Source organism: Bradyrhizobium sp. CCGUVB1N3, from assembly GCF_024199925.1.
GTDB lineage: Bacteria > Pseudomonadota > Alphaproteobacteria > Rhizobiales > Xanthobacteraceae > Bradyrhizobium.
In genome coordinates, this window is record NZ_JANADR010000001.1 from 227,440 (window position 1) to 245,537 (window position 18,098).

Here is an 18,098-nt window from a genome sequence, read left to right on the forward strand (position 1 = left end):
CTCAGTGATCTCCGAAGCCGAAATAGGCCTGCTTCAGGCGATCATCCTTGATCATGTCGGCGGCTGCCCCCTCCAGCACGATGCGACCGCCGCGGATCAGGACCATCCGTCCACCGGTCATCATGGCGCGGGTCGAGCTTTGCTCGACGATCAGGAGCGTGAGCTTGCGCTGTGCCCGCAGCCGCACCAGGATCTCGTAGACCTGGTCGATGATCTTTGGCGCGAGGCCGAGCGACGGTTCGTCGATAGCCATGATGCGCGGTGCGGCCATCAGGGCGCGACCGATGACGAGCATCTGCTGCTGGCCGCCGGAGAGCATGCCGGCCGGGGTGTGGCGGCGCTCGGCCAGCATCGGGAATTCCTCGTAGACGGACTCCAGGTCCTCTGCGATCTTCTTCCGGTCGGTCCGCATGCCGGTGCCGACCTTCAGATTTTCCTCGATCGTCAGCGCGCCAAAGACGTTCCGCCCCTCCGGCACCAGCGAAAATCCGCGTCGGGCGATGTCTTCCGGTGCTGCGCCGGCGACTTTTACGCCGTCCATCGTGATGGAGCCCGATCCGGGCGGCACGACGCCCGCAATGGCGTTGAGCAGGGTCGACTTGCCGGCTCCGTTCGGGCCAGTCACGAACAAGACTTCGCCTTCGTCGATTTTCAGCGTGACCCCACGCAGGGCCGTCAAGCGCCCGTAGCTGACCGTGATGTCGTCGACGGCGAGCAGCGTCATGACGCGACTGCCTCTTCAGCGACGATCGGCGGAATCAACTCGTCGCGCTGCGTGCCCATATAGGCGTGTCGCACGGCATCGCTGTCGCGGATCTCTGCGGGTGTACCGATTTCGATGATTTCGCCGGAGTCGAGGACGAAGATGCGCTCGCAGAGTTCGAGAACGAGGCCGATATTGTGTTCGATCAGGAGCACGCCGACGTTGAGCTCGCTCGCGATCCGCCGGATGCTTGCGGCGAGATCGTGGCTCTCGTGTTCCGACATGCCGGCTGCAGGCTCGTCGAGCAGCAGATAGCGCGGCGTGCACATGATGGCGCGGCCGATAGCGACGCGGCGCTCGTCGGTGTAGGGCAGGGCGCCCGCGATGGTGCCCGCCAGATGTGAAATGCCGAGCCAGGCCAAGACACGCTCTGCCTCCGCAATCGCATCACGACGGGCCTGGCCGAGGCCGACGCCAGTTACCTCCAGGTTGTCCATCACCGGCAGGTCGCGGAAAAGTCGGCCCGACTGGAAGGTCCGGGCCACGCCTTTGCGGCGCAGCTTGTGCGCCGCAATGCCGTTGAGCGGCTCGCCTTCCAGTTCGACGCTACCGACGCCAACCGGCTGAAAACCCGTAAGCACATTGATAAGGGTGGTCTTGCCGGCCCCATTGGGGCCGATCAGCCCGGTGATGCGCCCCCGCGGTACCGCCAGGGTAACCCCGGACAACGCTTTCAAGCCTTCGAATTGGACGCTGACATCGCGAGCGACCAACTCCAAGCCACCGGACATCATCTCAACGCCTTCTCACCCGCGAACCGATGGATTGATTTTTCCGTTCCGCCGGGTGATTGTAAAATTCGAAATATCGTTCACTGATATCGGAAATTTTGATGTCTCTGACGTTCCGTCAGGTTCGGCATTTTATCGCCACGGCCGAAACCGGACGCGTTTCGGCGGCCGCGGCCGCTCTGAACGTGACGCAGTCGGCGGTTACGGCCTCGATCAAGGCGCTGGAAGCCGAGCTCGGCCGCAAGCTGTTCGACCGTCACTCGAACGGCGTGACGCTGACCTTCGACGGACAGGAGTTTTTGCAGCGCGCCCGCGCCATCGAGGCGAGTGTGTCAGATGCGATGCGCGGCCCGCATCGCTGGGGAACGCAGGTTGACGGCACCGTCGACGTGGCCGTCAGCTATACCGTCGCTGGATATTTCCTGCCGCCGCTATTGTCCCGTTTCTGGCGTTCCTTTCCAGGTATAACGGTACGCCTGCACGAATTTCAGCGCGATGCGATCGAGCAGAGTCTGATCAGCGGCAGCGTCGATGCGGCGGTCATGCTCGTCTCGAATCTGCATGACCGGCACTCCATTCGCTCGCGGCTGTTGCTGCGCTCGCCGCGTCGCTTGTGGACGTGTGCCAATCATCCGCTCCTCCGGAAAGACAGCATCAAGCTCGCGGATCTGGCGAGCGAACCCTATCTGATGCTGACCGTCGACGAAGCCGAACGCTCCGCAATGTGTTACTGGCAGCACACGACGCACGTTCCGAACGTCATCTTCCGCACTTTGTCGGTCGAGGCCGTTCGCAGCATGGTTGCGACCGGCATGGGAATCACCATCCTTTCGGACATGGTCTATCGTCCGTGGTCGCTCGAGGGACATCGCATCGATCACAAGACACTCGATGATGATGTCCATACCATGGATGTCGGGCTTGCCTGGAAGAGCAAGGCGAAGCTTTCTCCGGCGGCTCGCGCGTTCTGCGAGTTCGTCGCTCATTCCTACCCCGGGTCTGAACCGGTCCAATTCGACTAGCGGATGCTTCTTACATGCTCCGGAACGGGAATGATTGCGCTTCTGGGTTTCAGTGCGCCCCGAGATAGGCGGCCTGGATACTCTCGTCCGACCTGAGTTGGGCGCCACTGCCTTGATCGACAATCGTGCCATTCTTCAGGACATAGCCACGGTCGGCGATTGCCAACGCCATATGAGCGTTCTGCTCGACAAGCAGGATCGTGACCCCGCGCTTGTTGATCGTCTCGACAATATCGAAAATGCGCTCAACGAAGAGGGGTGAAAGTCCCATCGATGGCTCGTCGAGCAGGAGTATCCGCGGGCGCTGCATGAGCGCGCGGGCCACGGCGAGCATTTGCTGCTCGCCTCCCGACAGCGTACCGCCAAACTGCTTGCGTCGCTCGGCAAGCCGCGGGAACAGGTCGAGCATCTCGGCCATTCGGCTGGCGATATCGGCCTTCGAGCCGACCGTGAAGGCGCCCATCTCGAGGTTCTCGATCACGGTCAAATCGGCAAAGATGCGGCGCCGCTCCGGGACATGCGCGAGTCCAAGGCGCACGACTTCATGCGGCGGCACCGATCCGAGCGAGCGTCCGTCCAACAGGACGTCGCCGGAGCGGATTGGTAGCAGGCGCGAGATCGCACCAAGTGCTGTAGTCTTTCCTGCGCCATTGCTGCCGATAAGCGTAACAATTTCGCCTTCGTTCACTATCACCGATAGATCGCGGATCGCGTGGATTGCTCCGTAGAACACGTCGATATTTTTGACTTCAAGAAGAGGACGGCCGGCCACTCCCGATACATTCGTCATGACGTCTTTCCGCTCTCCGATGTGGCCGTTCGCGCCGCAACGCCGCGCCCGAGATAGGCTTCGATCACCTTCGGGTGCGCCCTGATGTCGTCCGCTCCGCCCTCAGCGATCTTGCTGCCGTAGTCGAGTACGACGATGTGATCGGAAACGGTCATGACAAGCCGCATGTCATGCTCGATCAGCACGACCGCAATGCCAAGCTCCGAGCGGATCTGCAGGATCAGCGCCTTGGCGTCCTCCGTTTCCTGCGGATTCATTCCGGCGGACGGCTCGTCGAGCAGCAGGAGCTTTGGCCTCGTGGCAAGCGCGCGTGCGATCTCAAGACGCCGTTGCTCGCCATATGCAAGACCGCCCGCGGACGTGTCCACTTTGTCGGCGAGGCCGACAAATTCAAGCAGTTGAAAAGCGTCCGCGATCGCGGAATGCTCCTCATTTGCGTAGACGCGCGTGCGGAAGAGAGCCCCCCAATACCCTGAACGCATATGCATCGATCTTGCGACGACGACATTTTCGAGCGCCGTCATTCCCGCGAACAGGCGGATATTCTGAAAGGTCCGCGCAAGGCCTGCGGCCGCGACTTGATCGGGCCGGAGGCCGACTAGGTCAACGCCGTCGAGCAACGCCACGCCAACGTCGGGCCGGTATATTCCGGTGATCAGGTTGAAGAAGGTGGTCTTGCCCGCACCGTTCGGCCCGATCACCGAAATGATCGACCCGCGCTCTACTTTGAGAGTGACGTTGTCAACTGCGGTCAGGCCGCCGAACGACTTGCGCAAGTTCGTCACGTCCAGAAGGAGATTGCTGGTCACGAGGCTCTCCTCGCGTCACGGGCCGAGATTGGACGCCGTTCGGCAGGGACCAGTCCACGCGGACGGTACAGCATCATGGCGATAAGAATGAGGCCGAAGATCAGCCGTTCGTATTTGGATGGCTCGAACTGCGTCGGCAGGTTGGCGAAGGACCAGCCGAAGATCTCAAATCCGGTCGCGCGCAGGTGGTTCAATCCCGCCGAAAGCGATTTGAGGACCTGCAGATTGAGGATCGTGACGAGTCCGGCCCCCATCATCACGCCTCGTATCGAGCCGAGTCCACCCAGCACGATCATCGCGAGAATGCCGATCGACTGATTGAAATCAAAACTTTCGGGGCTGACGAAGGTCTGCTTCGCGGCAAAGAGGACGCCCATTGTGCCCGCAAAGGCCGCGCCGGTCGCGAAGGCGATCAGCTTGGTCCTGACCAGCGGAACGCCCATGGCTTGCGCTGCGATCTCATCCTCGCGGATTGCAACCCACGAGCGCCCGATACTGGAGCTGTCCAGCCTGCGATTGGCCAGCACGGCTACGAGAACCAGCGCCAGCACGACAGCGTAATAGATCAGCGCCTGCCATTTGAAAGCAGGCGCCGTCGTGGCAGTCGCGAGGGCGCGAGCGGCCTCTGTGAGCGGCTGCGCAATCCCCGCGACCCCTTGCGGGCCGTTGGTGATGTTCACGGGCTTGTCGAGGTTGTTGGCCAGGACCCGGATGACCTCGCCGAAACCGAGCGTGACGATCGCGAGATAGTCGCCTTTCAACCTTAGCACCGGTAGTCCGAGCAGCGCGCCGGCACCAGCGGCGACAAAGACGGCGACGATCGCGATGACGAAGAACGCATCGCCTTGCAGTGGAAATCCCGAGCCAAGCAACGCGGCTCCGTGGGGAGAGCTGAGAATGGCCCAGAGGTAGGCACCGACCGCGAAGAACGCGATGAATCCGAGATCCAGCAGGCCGGCAAAACCGACCACGATGTTCAGTCCCAGCGCCAGGACCGCAAAGATGCCGACCTGAATGGCGACATCCAGATAGAATGTGTTGCGCATCCCGATGACGGGCAGGGCACACAGCAGCACGAAGGCCAGCACGAGCCGGCCAACGCGCGGATCGGTCTTGTCGAAGTCGCTCGCTATGAAGAGCGGGACGAGAAGCGCGAGGAACGCCACCGTGTCGATCAGGCCATTGCCAGTGAAGACGAAAACACAGAGCAGGGTTACGGCTAGCGTATAAGCAATCAACCACGTGGATCTATCGGGAAACCGGCCCTGGGCCATGAACTATACCTTTTCCGTGGAGGGACGCCCGAGAAGGCCCGTAGGTTTGAAGATCAAAATGAGAATGAGGATGCCGAAGGCGAAGATGTCCTTGTATTCGGTGCCGATGGCATTGTTCGTCAGGATGGGAACGAACGTGCCGATCAACATCTCGATCAGGCCGAGGACGATACCGCCAACCATGGCGCCGGGAATTGACCCGATGCCACCGAGGACCGCCGCGGTGAAGGCTTTCAGGCCAGGAATGAACCCTGAGAACGGATCAACTCGGCCGAACTGCAGCGCGTAGAGCGTTCCCGCGACGCCGGCGAGCCCGCCACCGATAATAAAGGTCAGCATGACGATGCGGTTGACGTCGATGCCCATCAGGCTCGCCGCCATGCGGTCGGTCGCGACCGCGCGGATCGCCTTTCCAAGTCGCGTCTGACTGACGGTATATCGGAGCCCCGCCAGCATCGCTCCAGCAACAATCAAGATGACGAGCGATTTCATCGGAACGCTGTCGTTGGGGGTCAGCGGCAGCGGAATGTCGAAGAAGGGCATCGATGGGAACGGCCGGATGAACTGGCCGAAGAGGCTTTCGACGAAGCGCACTGCGTCTTGCAGGAAAAGGCTGATTCCGATGGCCGTGATCAGCGGAGCCAGCTTTGGTGCGTTCGAACGTCGCAAGGGCCGGTAGGCGACGCGCTCCGCGAGGCCGGCGAGCGCGGCCGAGACCGCTGCCGCGACAATCATGGCAAGCACCAGTTGGGCGACAGGATGGAGTGGGGAGCCGGCCAGGACATAGGTGAGCAGTTCGACCGCGACGACGGCGCCCACCATGAAAATCTCGGAGTGGGCAAAATTGATCAGGCCCAGGACGCCGTAGACCATCGTGTAACCGAGCGCGATGGTTGCATATAGAAGCCCGAGGATGAGCCCGTCCGCCAGCGTCGGCGGGAGCAATTCGAGAGCCAACTGGAAGGACATGTCGCAGCTTTCCGAAGGCGCGGTTGCCGCGGGGCGCGCCCGGTGTGAGTCAGGGATCGGGGGAGATTTGAGCCGCGGGGCGGAGGGCCCCGCGGCGGCCGTGGAGCTCGATCGCGGCCGGGTCAGGACCCGCCGGGAGCCGCGACGTCGATGACCTTGACGATCTTGTTGGCGTCAGCCGACTTGCCAGCTTCGATCACAACGTATTTCGCACTCGCGATGTCACCGCGATTGTTGAAGGCGACCGGGCCGGTCACACCGTCGAACTTGACGTCGCGAACCGCCGCTGCCACCGCCGCGCGGCTGGGCATGGTGCTGCCCTTGGCCTTGGCTGCAGCGACGATCGCCTCGATGACCACGCGAGCGCTGTCGTATCCGTAGGCGGAGTAAACCTCCGGATCCTTGTTGAACTTGGCCTTGTAGGCCTGCGCGAAGGCCGCGGCGGCCGGCATTTGCGAGAGCGGCAACGCAGTCGTCGTAAAGTAGGCGTTCGCCATGTTCTCCGGCCCGGCGATTTTTTGCAGATCGCCGCTGTCCAGGCCGTCGCCACCAAGGAAGGCCGCCTTGAGGCCCTTTTGCCGCATCTGCTTGATGATCAGGCCGCCCTGGGGGTAGGTGCCACCGTAGTAGATGAGATCGGGCTGGTCGACGCGGGCGCGATTCAGGATGGACGAGAAGTCGGTCTCATTCTGGTCCATGCCGGTGGACAAGATGACATTGGCGCCGTTCTTTCGAACCGCCGCTTCAAAAGTCTGGGCGATGCCGGAGCCATAGGCCGACTTATCGTTGATGATGTAGACCTTCTTTGCCTTCAACGTCTCGGTCGCGAAATTGGCGCCTGCCGGCCCTTGAAGGTCGTCGCGGCCGCAGATGCGGTTCGCGATGGCGTGCGTTGTCTCGCGATCGGTAATCGCTGGATTCGTGTTGGCCGGCGAGACCATCGCGAGATTGTCTTTGGCATAGACTTCCGAGGATGGAATCGCCACGCCGGAATTGTAGTGGCCGACGACGCCGAGCACGGCAGGGTCGTTGAGGATCCGGTTGGCGTTGGCAACACCGACGTTCGGCGTGGCCTGGTCGTCCTCCGGCTGAAGCGAGAGTTGGAAACCCATGTCGGTCAGTTGCTTGCCGAACTGGGCGACGGCCAGCTGGGCGCCGAGCATGATGCCTTCGCCCGCCACGGATTGCTGTCCCGAGAGAGGCGATTGCGTGACGATCTTGATTGCACCTTTTTCTTCCGCGATCGCTGCGCAGGAGAGCAGCACCAGGCCGGTGGTTGCCGCAGCTAGAGTCTTCATCAATTTCATGGTGACTTCCCCCTTTTCGAGAGCGCCCGATCGGCTTACCCAGATCGGCACAAACACGCCTGGGATGGGATCATCGATTGGGGGAGTTCCGCTGGCTATTTGGCGGCTTGCGTCATCATGACGTTTGCTTACGCTCACGCAGCGTCAAATAGCGCCAGAATGCATGGTCCGGGCGAAAGCCCTGTGCCATCGGTGTCAGCGATTTGGGGAGCTGATTGGCGGCAGCTTCGTCCGGCCCGCGGCCAGCCGAGCACGGGTGGGCCGTTGGCGAGATGTGGCGAGGCTGGTGACTGCCAACGCTCGACGACATCCGGTCGTCCTGCCGATCAGAGCAGCAATTGAAGCCTAAAAACTGGACATTTGTCGATAGTGCGCCGCGCTGGCGAACGGCGCCAGTTAGGCGATCGCTGCTTTCTTGTCGGGGTATCTCCGTCGGCCGTGGCACCCAAATCGGTGCGACGATGCCCGGGGGGATTACGGATCGAGGCGTCTCTGCTTGCGCGGCGGCGGGGTTTCCATATTATGCTTTTGGAGCATCAAATAGCGTCAGGTGCGAATGGTCCAGGCGAAAGTCATTGTGAAATCGGCGGAGGATTCCGCCAGCGAGATGCAGCGATCCTTTGCGGAGAATCTTCGTCTGGCCTGCAGTTACGCGCCGTCCGTTTCGGAGGTCTGTCGTCGCCTCGATATCAACCGCACGCAGTTCAACCGCTATCTGCGCGCGGCGGCGCGTCCGTCGCCCAATATCCTCAATCGCTTGTGCGATTATTTTGGAGTTGAAGCGACAGAGTTTCATCTTCCACCGCCGCAATTTGCGCGCATCGTAGCGCTCAAGCGGCGTACGTCGAAGCCGCGTCCACCTTACGCAGACGCGATCGACAAGCTGCGCGCGGCCTCGCTCCCGGCGCTGCGCGGCTATGTCGGCTACTATCACGTATATTATTATTCGATGAGTTCGCCAGGGATGATCCTGCGCGGGCTCACGCATCTGTTCACGCACCAGAACCAGGTCTACTACCGGCGCATCGAACACTTCTCCGATCCGGAGCGGCGGGGTGCCGCCTACAAGTGCCGATATTCCGGCGCCGCCTTGTTTCTCGAGGATCGGATATTTCTGGTCGATTCCGAAACGCTGACCGGCAACGAGGTCACTCAGACCATTCTGTTCCCTTCGCGGCGCAACAAGATCGCCCGGCTGACCGGGCTGATCATGGGCGTGTCATCCGGAAGCCAGCGCAGAATTGCCTGCTCCCGCGTGCTCTTCGAATGGTTGGGTGCGGAGATCGCAATCCGGCCCGCGTTGACGAACTGCGGGCTGTTTGCACCCGATGCGCCGGCGATCCCGCGGTCGATACGGGACATGATCGAGAATACGATGCAGCCGGGCGTACCGCTGTTCTATCCAGTTGACGCATGACGTAGCAGCCGCCGTTCACGACACCGGCGCTAGAGCATGATCCGGAAAAGTGTGCAGCGGTTTTCCGAAAAGATCATGCTCAAGCAATAACCCAGAGCGCGATCACGATTCATCTTAATCTCATCGCGCTTTAGGTGCGACTTGAACGCGTTTGCCGCGCGTGACTGTGATCCGGTAGCGCCTCGGACAATTCCAGCCAAAGCCGGACGAGCGCTGCCTCGGCCGTCTCCTCGTCGCCATTCTCCACGCCAAGACGCCAGAGTGGGGCGCCGGCCGCGTAAGCGCCGGGTGTGAGGCCGCCTTGCTCGCACTGGCTGACTGCCCGCAACCGACATCCTCTTCGGATAGCAGCATCGAAAGCATCAAGGAGAGCATCATTGCTCACGATCGTGCCTGCTCCGAACAACCGCAGGACGGCTCCGTCAAGCTCTGCCAGCGCCGCTGAGACCATGCCGGCGGGCATGCCGGGTGAAATCGTCAGAATCGCCACGCGAATATCGCCGAAACGCCGTGGGCGAAACTGCGGCGCGTCAATCGGTGGTGTGACGGAACGAAACGAATCCGAAGCGCGGGAGTGGCGCTTGACCAGTCCGGTTGCCGCGACCGTGCGCCCGGCGAAGGCTAGCCACACACCAGGCGGCGCGGTGAGGGCTGATTGAAGCGCGAGCTGGAGATTCGGTTCAGCGTCACCGCCCGTGCCGAGTGGGCGCATCGCGCCGCTCAGGATAATCGGAAACGGCGCACCCGCCAGAGACTGACTGAGCGCGGCTCCGGTGAAACTCATCGTATCCGTGCCATGCGTGACGACTGCGCCGTCGCCGGACCAGCCTTCGAGATGTGAAATAATTCGGTTCCAGTGTTCGCGGCCAATGTCGGCGCTATCGACAAGGGGATCGAACGAGCAGATCGACAAGCGCGCGCCGGGCGGTCCAAGCGTGGCGGCGGCGTCCTCCAACACGCCCGCGGCGGGCGTGAGTCCGTCGGCAGATCCGCGCATGCCAATCGTTCCGCCCGTGTGAATGAGCAGGATTTCGGGGCTTCGCTCGCCTGACAGCCCGGCTGCGAGATCTGCGTCCACCTTCATCGATCCCGTGCCGCCTGTGCTGCTGAGTGTGCCTGACATCACGCCTGGACGCCTGCGACGGCACCTCCCGATCGAAGCAAGCGGTGCCTTCCCGCAAGCGAACGGTCAACCAGCTCGCGCGCGACGAGATCGGTGACGTCGATGAGCTTCTTGCTGGTTTCGATATCCGAGATCAGCGGCAATTCGGTGCAGGCGAGAATGACATGATCCGACGTCAGCCTGTCGACGAGGGTCTGAAGGCGTGGCCGCAGCGAGGGATCGCGACTTCCGAGCCGCTTCACGTCGAGAATGAGATTGTGCAGCTCCGCGGTGTCGGCCGGCGTCTCGATCGCGACGATGTCCTGCAGCGACTGGTAGGCAGACCACGGTCCGAGGCTCGTGACCGGAGCGGCACCCAGGAGCGCAACGCGGTCGACCCGGTTGCGTGCAACCCAGGCGGAGAGCGCGGATTGGAAGGACACGAATTCTCCGGGCAGGCGGAGCGAAATGATGCGCGGCGCGAACAAGTTGAGTGTATTGCAGGCGACTGCATAAGCATCCGCCTGTACCGCTATCGCGGCGATCGTTTGTTTTAGGCTATTCCAGACGATCTCTTCGTTTTCTTCGAGGTCCATCGACAGGCCCAGCGTGGGCTCCGACAAGACCACCACCCGCGGGGCGTCGAGATCGCCGCGGAAGTCGCCGCCAAAAAGCATCTGATTGCGGGCAAGAACCTTGCTCCAGAGATCGATTCCGGCCTCTGGGCCCGAGCCGGCAACAATCCCAATCGATGCGCGCGTTGCCCCTTCTGTCGTCGGCTTCATAGCGTCGGCCTTGTTTGCGTGGCGTGTGTTCGTAGATCGTCTTTCGCGACCTCCGAGCCAATTTCGCTTTCTGTCGCTTGATGATGCGAAACGATGCTGGAAGCGCGCCAGAGAGCGTGGCCATGCCGAGCGCGGCCCGATGTTCCTGAGGCTGCGACACGCGTGATCGGCATGGCTCTCTTTCGCCCGCCGCGATCGTCGCTTCCACGCTCAGGCGCGATTGCATCCGTTCATGTTTTGCATTGTCAGGCTTTTGTAACCAGTTGAAATTGCAACATTATTGCGTTTTCATGGTGCCCATGATGATGTGCCGCTTGAGCGAACTCCCAAATCATTGCTTCAAATTTTTGGCTTTGACCGCGATCGCGGCCGCCGCTGTGCGATTCTCAACGCCGAGTTTGGAATAGATTTGCTCGAGGTGTTTGTCGACGGTACGCGGGCTCAGGCCCAGGATCTGCGCTATATCCCGGTTGGTCTTTCCCTTGGACAGCCAAGACAGCACTTCGCCTTCGCGTGTGGTCAGACCTAGCTCCCTTGAAAATTCCGCTGGCGCATCGGCGCCGGAATCCTTGGCGAGGCGGAGCAGGAATTCGTTCGGGCCGAGCTTGCCCATATATTGCAGTCGCAATTGCTCGTTGCCGGGGAAGCAGGACATGATCGTGGTCTTCGCGGCGGTTTTGCCCTTCTGCACCTGGTCCAGCCATTGCGGCATTGGGGCGCGCAGCACGAAATCCTCGATGGCGTCGTTGGCCAGGGTATCTCCGAGAAGCTTTTGGGCCTGCGGCGTTGCCCACAACAGCTTGCCATGGCCGTTGACCGCGAGCAGATAGCGGCCGGAGACGTCGAGGGCTGCGCGCGCGCTCTGGGTCATGCGCGCATTGGCGAGGTGGACGCGGATCCGCGCCAGCATCTCCTCGACCACGATCGGCTTCGTCACATAGTCGACGCCACCGGCTTCCAGCCCGCGCACGATGTGCTCGGTCTCGGCCAGTCCCGTCATGAAGATGATCGGGACACCGTCGAGGCCGGCATCGCGCTTCAACCGCTTGCAGGTCTCGAACCCGTCCATGCCGGGCATCACCGCATCCAGCAGCACGATGTCGGGCGTGATCTGGTCGACGATCCGCATCGCGGATGCGCCGTCAAGCGCGACCATCACGGTCATGCCGGCGCCATCGAGCGCGTCGGTCAAGAGCCGCAGCGTTTCCGGGGAATCATCGACGACGAGGGCGACGTCGCGCTTTTTCGGGTCAGTGATCATAGCTGTGCAAGGTTTTGAGCGCCGCCATGTATTGGTCGAGATCGAAGCGGTCGACCAGCGTGCGCATCTGCGAGACGAAGTCGGCGTGTTCGGGATGCTCGGTGCCGATTTCGTCGAGCTTGAGCTGGATCGCCCTGACATAGCCGAGCTGGCCGAGGCCGATCAGCTCCTCGACATATTTCACCGGCGGCCGCGACCCGCTCTCCGGCCTCCAGAGCGGCACCGCTATCTGGTCGGCCTCATATTGCCATTCGATCCTGAGCAACTGCCTGATGGTTTCGAGCAGCCTCGGGATGTCGATCGGCTTCATCAGGTAGCCGTCATGGAACGGCTGCGCCAGCGGCGTGCCGTGTGCTTCGAGCGCGCTTGCCGATACCATCAGGATGCGCGCTTGGTGATGGCCGTTTGCGCGCAGGGTCTCCGCGACCGTCCAGCCGTCCATGCCGGCCATCGAGATGTCGAGCAGGAAAAGATCGGGCCGGCAGTGCTGCGCCAGCGCGAGGCAGGCTGGTCCATCCGGCGCGCTGAGCAGGATGAAGCCGAGCGGCGTCAGCACCTCGCGCAGAAGGTCGCGATGGGTCGGATCGTCATCGGTGATCAGGATGGTCTTGCGCGGGCCGAGATAACCATAGACCGGGGCTTCCACCGGCGCCTCACGCCTGGGATTGGTGACCTCGGAGAGCAAGAGCTTCACACGGAACGTGCTGCCGCCGCCGACCGTGCTGGTCACCTTGATGTCGCCGCCCATCACGCCCGCGAGCAGGCGGCTGATGGTGAGTCCGAGGCCGGTACCGGTCTGCGGCTGCGAAACGCCAAGCGCGCCGCGCTCGAAGGGGGCAAAGATGCGCTCGAGATCGTCCGTCCGGATACCGGGCCCGGTGTCCGTCACCTCGAACTCGGCGACCGGGCTGCGGTAATGCACCACGAACTGAACGCTGCCGGCTTGCGTAAACTTGATCGCGTTCGACAGGAGATTGATCAGGATCTGCCGCAGTCGCTTCTCGTCGGCATAGACCACGACGGGCAGCACCGAAGGCCGCTTGAACACGAAGTCGATGCCCTTGGCCGCCGCCTGAACGCGGAACATGCCGACGAGTTGATCGAGGAAATCGCTCAATCGCACCTCGTCGCGCGACAGATAGAGCCGCCCAGCTTCGATCTTGGAGATATCGAGGATGCCGTCGATCAGTCCAGAGAGGTGGTCTGCGCTGCGACGCACCACCCGCACCTGATCGCGCGGGCGGGCCTGCAGGCTGCTGTCCTGCTCCAGGAGTTGCGCATAGCCGGAGATTGCGTTCAGCGGCGAGCGCAGTTCATGGCTCAAGCCGACGACATAGCGGCTCTTGGCGAGATTGGCTGATTCTGCGACTTCCTTGGCGCGTTGCAGTTGCGCATCGGTCCGCTTGTGCGCGTCGATCTCCTGGATCAGCAGCGTGGTCTGGCGCCGCGTCTCTTCTTCCGCCGCGCGTCGGCTCTGCTGCGCCAGCACGAACAGCCAGGCGACCACGCCGATGATGATGATGAGCGCAAAGAACACCTTCCATAGTACGTCCGCCAACAGCGCGTCCGCGTGCACGGTCGCCGATGTCTGCAGGTAGATCAGCCCCAGCGTCAATCCCGTCAGGCCAGCGGAGACCGCGAACACGCCCAGATAACGTCCGAACTGCGAGTTGATCCGCGCATAGATCGCCTCGGGCAACATCTTGCCAAGCGTCTCCGACACCTGCGCGCCGGCCCGCGCGTGCGGCTTGCAGAGATCGTGGCAGCGGGCATCGAGCGAGCAGCACAGCGAGCAGATCGGTCCGGCATAGGCGGGGCAGGAGGCCATGTCCTCCGGCTCGAACGAATGCTCGCAGATGCAGCACTGGATCGCCTCGACGTTCTGCCAGCTCCGCTTTGGCTTGCGGGCAATGTAATACTTGCCGTCGGTGGCCCAGGCTATCAGCGGTGCCGAGACGAAGGCCGCCGCGAGTGCGACGAAGGCTGACAGCGCCTTCGCGGTCGGACCGAAAAGGCCGTAGAATGCGCTGATCGAGACGATTGTAGCGATCGTCATGGCGCCGACGCCGACCGGGTTGATGTCGTAGAGATGCGCGCGCTTGAATTCGATCTGCGGCGGGCGCAGGCCGAGCGGTTTGTTGATGACGAGATCGGCGACCAGCGCGCCGACCCAGGCGATCGCGACGTTGGAGTAGAGCGCTAGCGTCTGCTCCAGCGCCTTGTAGACGCCGATTTCCATCAACAGCAGCGCCACCATGACGTTGAAGACCAGCCAGACCACGCGGCCAGGATGGCTGTGCGTCAGCCGCGAGAAGAAGTTCGACCAGGCGATTGAGCCTGCATAGGCGTTGGTGACGTTGATCTTGACCTGCGAGAGGATGACGAAGGTGCCGGTGAGCGCCAGCGCCAGATCTGGTTGCGACAGCACATAGCGAAATGCTTCGAGATACATGTTCGCGGGCTCAGCGGCCTGTTCGATGGCAACGCCGTGGCTCAACGCGAAGTAGGCGAGGAAGGAACCGACCAGCAGTTTGAGCGCGCCGAAGATGATCCAACCGGGACCAGCGCCGAGCAGGGCGATCCACCACGAGGTCCGCGAGGTGCGGCGGTCGCGCGGCAGGAAGCGCAGGAAGTCGACCTGCTCGCCGATCTGCGCCACGAGCGAGAACACCACCGAGGCTGCGGTGCCGAACAGCATCAGATCGAGATGGCCGCCTGGATCGCCATGTTCGCCAGCGAATTTCCGCCACTCGGTAAAGGAATGCGGATTGGCATAGGCGATCGCCAGGAACGGGAGCACGTGAAGGATGATCCAGATCGGCTGGGTCCAGAGCTGGAAGCGGCTGATCAGGGTGATGCCGTAGGTCACCAGCGGAATGATGACGATCGCGCTAATGAGATAGCCGAGCGGCCGTGGGATGCCGAAGCACATCTCCAGGGCGGCGGCGAGAATGACCGCCTCGAACGCGAAGAAAATGAAGGTGAAGGACGCGTAGATCAGGGAGGTGATCGTCGAGCCGATGTAGCCGAAGCCGGCACCGCGGGTCAGCAGGTCGATGTCGATGCCGCATTTCGCGGCATAATAGGCAATCGGGAGTCCGCAACTGAAGATGATGAAGCTGACGACCAGGATGGCAGCGGTCGCGTTGGCGGCGCCGTAGTTCAGCGTGATGGTGCCGCCGATCGCTTCCAGCGCCAAAAAGGAGATTGCGCCGAGTGCAGTGTTGGCGACGCGGGCAGCGGACCAACGCCGCGCGCTCTTGGCGGTGAAGCGCAGCGCGTAGTCTTCCAGCGTCTGGTTGGCGACCCATTGATTGTACTGGCGCCTGACGCGGTCTATCCGCTGCCGCCCTGCCACTTCCTTACTCCTCGCCGCAAACGATCGATCCTCTCGATCGTCAGCAAACCCCGTACCAAAACCTACGTCGCTATTTTGCGGTGCAATATACGCAATCTTGCGTATCTGTGCAGTGCACAATTCTGGGCAATCCTCGCCTGACCAAAAAGCGCGTTCTCGAACCAATGGGGTGCTTATGTCAGACGAAACAAACCAGGGCCTGCAGTCGGCATTGCGCCGTAAGCTGCTGATGGGAATGGCAGCTATTCCCGCCTTGACCATGCTTCCGCGGTCATCTCTTGCGCAGACGCCTGCAACTTCCGCGGTCAACACAACGGGACTCGCGGTCACCGACACAGAGGTGACCGTTGGCATCCTCCACTCTGCGACCGGCACGATGGCGATCTCGGAAACCGGCTCGATCGAGGCCGAAAAGCTCGCGATCGAGCAAATCAACGCCGCCGGCGGCGTTCTCGGTCGTAAGATCAAGTTCATCCAGGAGGACGGCGCCAGCGACTGGCCGACCTTTGCGGAGAAAGCCAAGAAGCTGCTGGTCAACGACAAGGTCGCGGCCATCATGGGCTGTTGGACCTCGGCATCGCGCAAGGCGGTGCTGCCGGTCGTCGAGCAGTACAACGGCATGCTCTACTACCCGACCTTCTATGAAGGTCTCGAGCAGTCCAAGAACGTGATCTACACCGGCCAGGAAGCGACCCAGCAGATTCTCGCGGGCCTGAACTGGATCGCCAAGGAGAAGGGCGCGAAGACCTTCTTCTTCATCGGTTCGGACTACATCTGGCCGCGCACCTCGAACAAGATCGCGCGCAAGCACGTCGAGAACGTGCTGAAGGGCAAGGTCGTCGGCGAGGAATACTATCCGCTCGGCAATACCCAGTTCAACTCGGTCATCAACAAGATCAAGCTGACCAAGCCCGACGTAATCTTCACCGACGTGGTCGGCGGCTCGAACGTCGCGTTTTACAAGCAGCTCAAGGCCGCCGGCATCGACCTCGCCAAGCAGCCGCTGCTGACGATCTCGGTGACCGAAGACGAAATCGACGGCATCGGCGGCGAGAACATCGCGGGTGCCTACGCCTGCATGAAGTACTTCCAGTCGCTCGACAACGCCAACAACAAGGCCTTCGTGCCGGCGTTCAAGAAGATGTGGGGCGAGAAGACCGTGATCGGAGACGTCACGCAGGCTGCCTATCTCGGCCCGTGGCTGTGGAAGCTGACGGTAGAGAAGGCGGGCTCCTTCGACGTGGACAAGATCGCCGCGGCCTCGCCGGGCGTCGAGTTCAAGGGCGCTCCGGAAGGCTATGTGCGCATCCACGAAAATCATCACCTCTGGTCGAAGACCAGGGTGGGACGCGCCAAGCTCGATGGTCAGTTCGAGCTGATCTACGAGACCGCCGATCTGGTCGAGCCCGATCCGTTCCCCAAGGGCTATCAGTAACAGGGACTACCGGTAAGACGCGGCGTCCGTCGCGGTCTCCCTCAACACCAAGCCGCTCCCTGGCGTGGATCAGCAGTCCGCGCCCAAGACCCCCGCGTCGCGAACCTGTTCGCGACGCGGGACCCTATCCCCGACGGAGGATATCGATGTTCGGCGACTACTCGATTGGCGACCTCGGCTCCATCTTCGTCATGCAGGGCTTTGCGGGACTGATCCTGTTCTCGGTCTACGTCCTGATGGCGCTGGGTCTTGCGATCATCTTCGGCCAGATGGGCGTGATCAACATGGCCCATGGCGAGTTCATGATCCTGGGGGCCTACGTCACCTGGATGACCTCGAATTTATTCCAGTCCTACCTGCCGGGTCTGTTCGGCGGCTACTTCTTCCTCGCGATGATCCTGGCCTTCGTCGCGTCCGGTGCGCTGGGAATGCTGGTGGAATGGGTGCTGATAAGGCACCTCTACAAGCGACCGCTGGACACGCTGCTTGCGACCTGGGGCCTCAGCCTGATGTTGCAGCAGGCCTATCGCTCCGTGTTCGGTGCGCGCGAGGTCGGCGTCGAGCTGCCGCAATGGATGCTCGGGTCGCTGCAAGTGACCAGCAGCATCGAAGTGCCGATCAATGGCGTCTTCGTGATGTGTCTTACCGTGCTGATCACCATCTCCGTCGCCTACGTGATGTACAGGTCGCGCTGGGGTCGCCAGGTGCGCGCCGTCGTGCAGAACCGCATCATGGCTGGTGCGGTCGGCATCAACACCGAAAAGGTCGATCGCTACACCTTCGGCCTCGGTTGTGGGATCGCAGGCGTCGCTGGAAGCGCCTTCACGATGATCGGCTCGACCGGGCCGACGTCCGGACAGCTCTACATCGTCGATACATTCCTGGTGGTCGTGTTCGGCGGCGCCGCGAGCCTGCTCGGCACCATCGCCTCGGCCTTCTCGATCTCACAGACACAATCCACCCTCGAGTTCTTCATGTCGGGCTCGATGGCCAAGGTGCTGACGTTGCTCGCCGTTGTCGGGATCCTGATGCTGCGGCCGCAGGGGCTGTTCGCCCTTAAGGTCCGCAAGTGAGA

Annotated in this window: 15 protein-coding genes; 4 read left to right on the forward strand and 11 right to left on the reverse strand. The window is 62.0% G+C overall.

The window, feature by feature from the left end:
• Position 1: 1 nt before the first annotated feature.
• Together NLM33_RS01005 and NLM33_RS01010 are read right to left on the reverse strand one after the other, a co-directional pair.
• Entirely contained in the window at positions 2-724 is a 723-nt protein-coding gene (locus tag NLM33_RS01005; RefSeq protein ID WP_254093896.1) for an ABC transporter ATP-binding protein, read from the reverse strand.
• Positions 721-1,497 carry an ABC transporter ATP-binding protein gene (locus NLM33_RS01010; RefSeq protein WP_254093898.1) on the reverse strand — a complete coding sequence of 259 codons (777 nt, stop codon included), beginning with the start codon at positions 1,495-1,497 and terminating at the stop codon, positions 721-723. Before NLM33_RS01010 ends, NLM33_RS01005 begins: the two co-directional genes overlap by 4 nt.
• 98 nt (positions 1,498-1,595) lie before the next feature.
• Between NLM33_RS01010 and NLM33_RS01015 the strand changes: the two genes are divergently transcribed.
• Positions 1,596-2,516: a LysR substrate-binding domain-containing protein gene (locus tag NLM33_RS01015; RefSeq protein WP_254093900.1), complete on the forward strand. Its 921-nt coding sequence runs from the start codon at positions 1,596-1,598 to the stop codon at positions 2,514-2,516.
• Between the two features lie 49 nt (positions 2,517-2,565).
• Here NLM33_RS01015 and NLM33_RS01020 read toward each other — a convergent pair whose 3' ends face one another.
• The 5 genes from NLM33_RS01020 to NLM33_RS01040 all read right to left on the reverse strand — a co-directional run bounded on the left by NLM33_RS01020 (position 2,566) and on the right by NLM33_RS01040 (position 7,665).
• Entirely contained in the window at positions 2,566-3,306 is a 741-nt protein-coding gene (locus NLM33_RS01020) for an ABC transporter ATP-binding protein (RefSeq protein WP_254093903.1), read from the reverse strand.
• The gene (locus tag NLM33_RS01025) at positions 3,303-4,115 is read right to left on the reverse strand and encodes an ABC transporter ATP-binding protein (protein WP_254093905.1); all 813 of its coding nucleotides are present in this window, start codon (positions 4,113-4,115) and stop codon (positions 3,303-3,305) included. The genes NLM33_RS01020 and NLM33_RS01025 overlap by 4 nt, the downstream gene beginning before the upstream one ends.
• The gene (locus NLM33_RS01030; protein WP_254093907.1) at positions 4,112-5,389 is read right to left on the reverse strand and encodes a branched-chain amino acid ABC transporter permease; all 1,278 of its coding nucleotides are present in this window, start codon (positions 5,387-5,389) and stop codon (positions 4,112-4,114) included. The genes NLM33_RS01025 and NLM33_RS01030 overlap by 4 nt, the downstream gene beginning before the upstream one ends.
• Positions 5,390-5,392: 3 nt before the next feature.
• The gene (locus NLM33_RS01035) at positions 5,393-6,358 is read right to left on the reverse strand and encodes a branched-chain amino acid ABC transporter permease (protein WP_254093909.1); all 966 of its coding nucleotides are present in this window, start codon (positions 6,356-6,358) and stop codon (positions 5,393-5,395) included.
• A 122-nt stretch (positions 6,359-6,480) separates the two neighbouring features.
• Complete coding sequence (locus NLM33_RS01040; RefSeq protein WP_254093911.1) at positions 6,481-7,665, reverse strand: branched-chain amino acid ABC transporter substrate-binding protein; 1,185 nt, start codon at positions 7,663-7,665, stop codon at positions 6,481-6,483.
• Between the two features lie 556 nt (positions 7,666-8,221).
• On the opposite strand from NLM33_RS01040, the gene NLM33_RS01045 reads away from it, so the two are divergent.
• Entirely contained in the window at positions 8,222-9,082 is an 861-nt protein-coding gene (locus NLM33_RS01045) for a helix-turn-helix transcriptional regulator (protein WP_254093913.1), read from the forward strand.
• A 130-nt stretch (positions 9,083-9,212) separates the two neighbouring features.
• Here the strand turns inward: NLM33_RS01045 and NLM33_RS01050 are convergent, their stop codons facing one another.
• From NLM33_RS01050 to NLM33_RS01065, 4 genes are all read right to left on the reverse strand, one after another.
• Positions 9,213-10,166, reverse strand: a complete 954-nt coding sequence (locus tag NLM33_RS01050; protein ID WP_254093915.1) for an asparaginase domain-containing protein — start codon at positions 10,164-10,166, stop codon at positions 9,213-9,215.
• A 38-nt stretch (positions 10,167-10,204) separates the two neighbouring features.
• Positions 10,205-10,969 (reverse strand): aspartate/glutamate racemase family protein, encoded by a 765-nt coding sequence (locus NLM33_RS01055; RefSeq protein ID WP_254093917.1) that lies wholly within the window; start codon positions 10,967-10,969, stop codon positions 10,205-10,207.
• A gap of 331 nt (positions 10,970-11,300) precedes the next feature.
• Positions 11,301-12,230 carry a response regulator transcription factor gene (locus NLM33_RS01060; protein ID WP_254093919.1) on the reverse strand — a complete coding sequence of 310 codons (930 nt, stop codon included), beginning with the start codon at positions 12,228-12,230 and terminating at the stop codon, positions 11,301-11,303.
• On the reverse strand, positions 12,220-15,588 hold the full coding sequence (locus NLM33_RS01065; protein ID WP_254093921.1) for an ATP-binding protein: 3,369 nt from the start codon (positions 15,586-15,588) through the stop codon (positions 12,220-12,222). Before NLM33_RS01065 ends, NLM33_RS01060 begins: the two co-directional genes overlap by 11 nt.
• A gap of 175 nt (positions 15,589-15,763) precedes the next feature.
• On the opposite strand from NLM33_RS01065, the gene urtA reads away from it, so the two are divergent.
• Both urtA and urtB read left to right on the forward strand, forming a co-directional pair.
• On the forward strand, positions 15,764-17,023 hold the full coding sequence (urtA, locus tag NLM33_RS01070) for an urea ABC transporter substrate-binding protein (protein ID WP_254093923.1): 1,260 nt from the start codon (positions 15,764-15,766) through the stop codon (positions 17,021-17,023).
• 146 nt (positions 17,024-17,169) lie between these two features.
• Positions 17,170-18,096, forward strand: coding sequence for an urea ABC transporter permease subunit UrtB (gene urtB, locus NLM33_RS01075; RefSeq protein ID WP_254093925.1), 927 nt, complete (start codon positions 17,170-17,172; stop codon positions 18,094-18,096).
• Positions 18,097-18,098 lie beyond the last annotated feature (2 nt).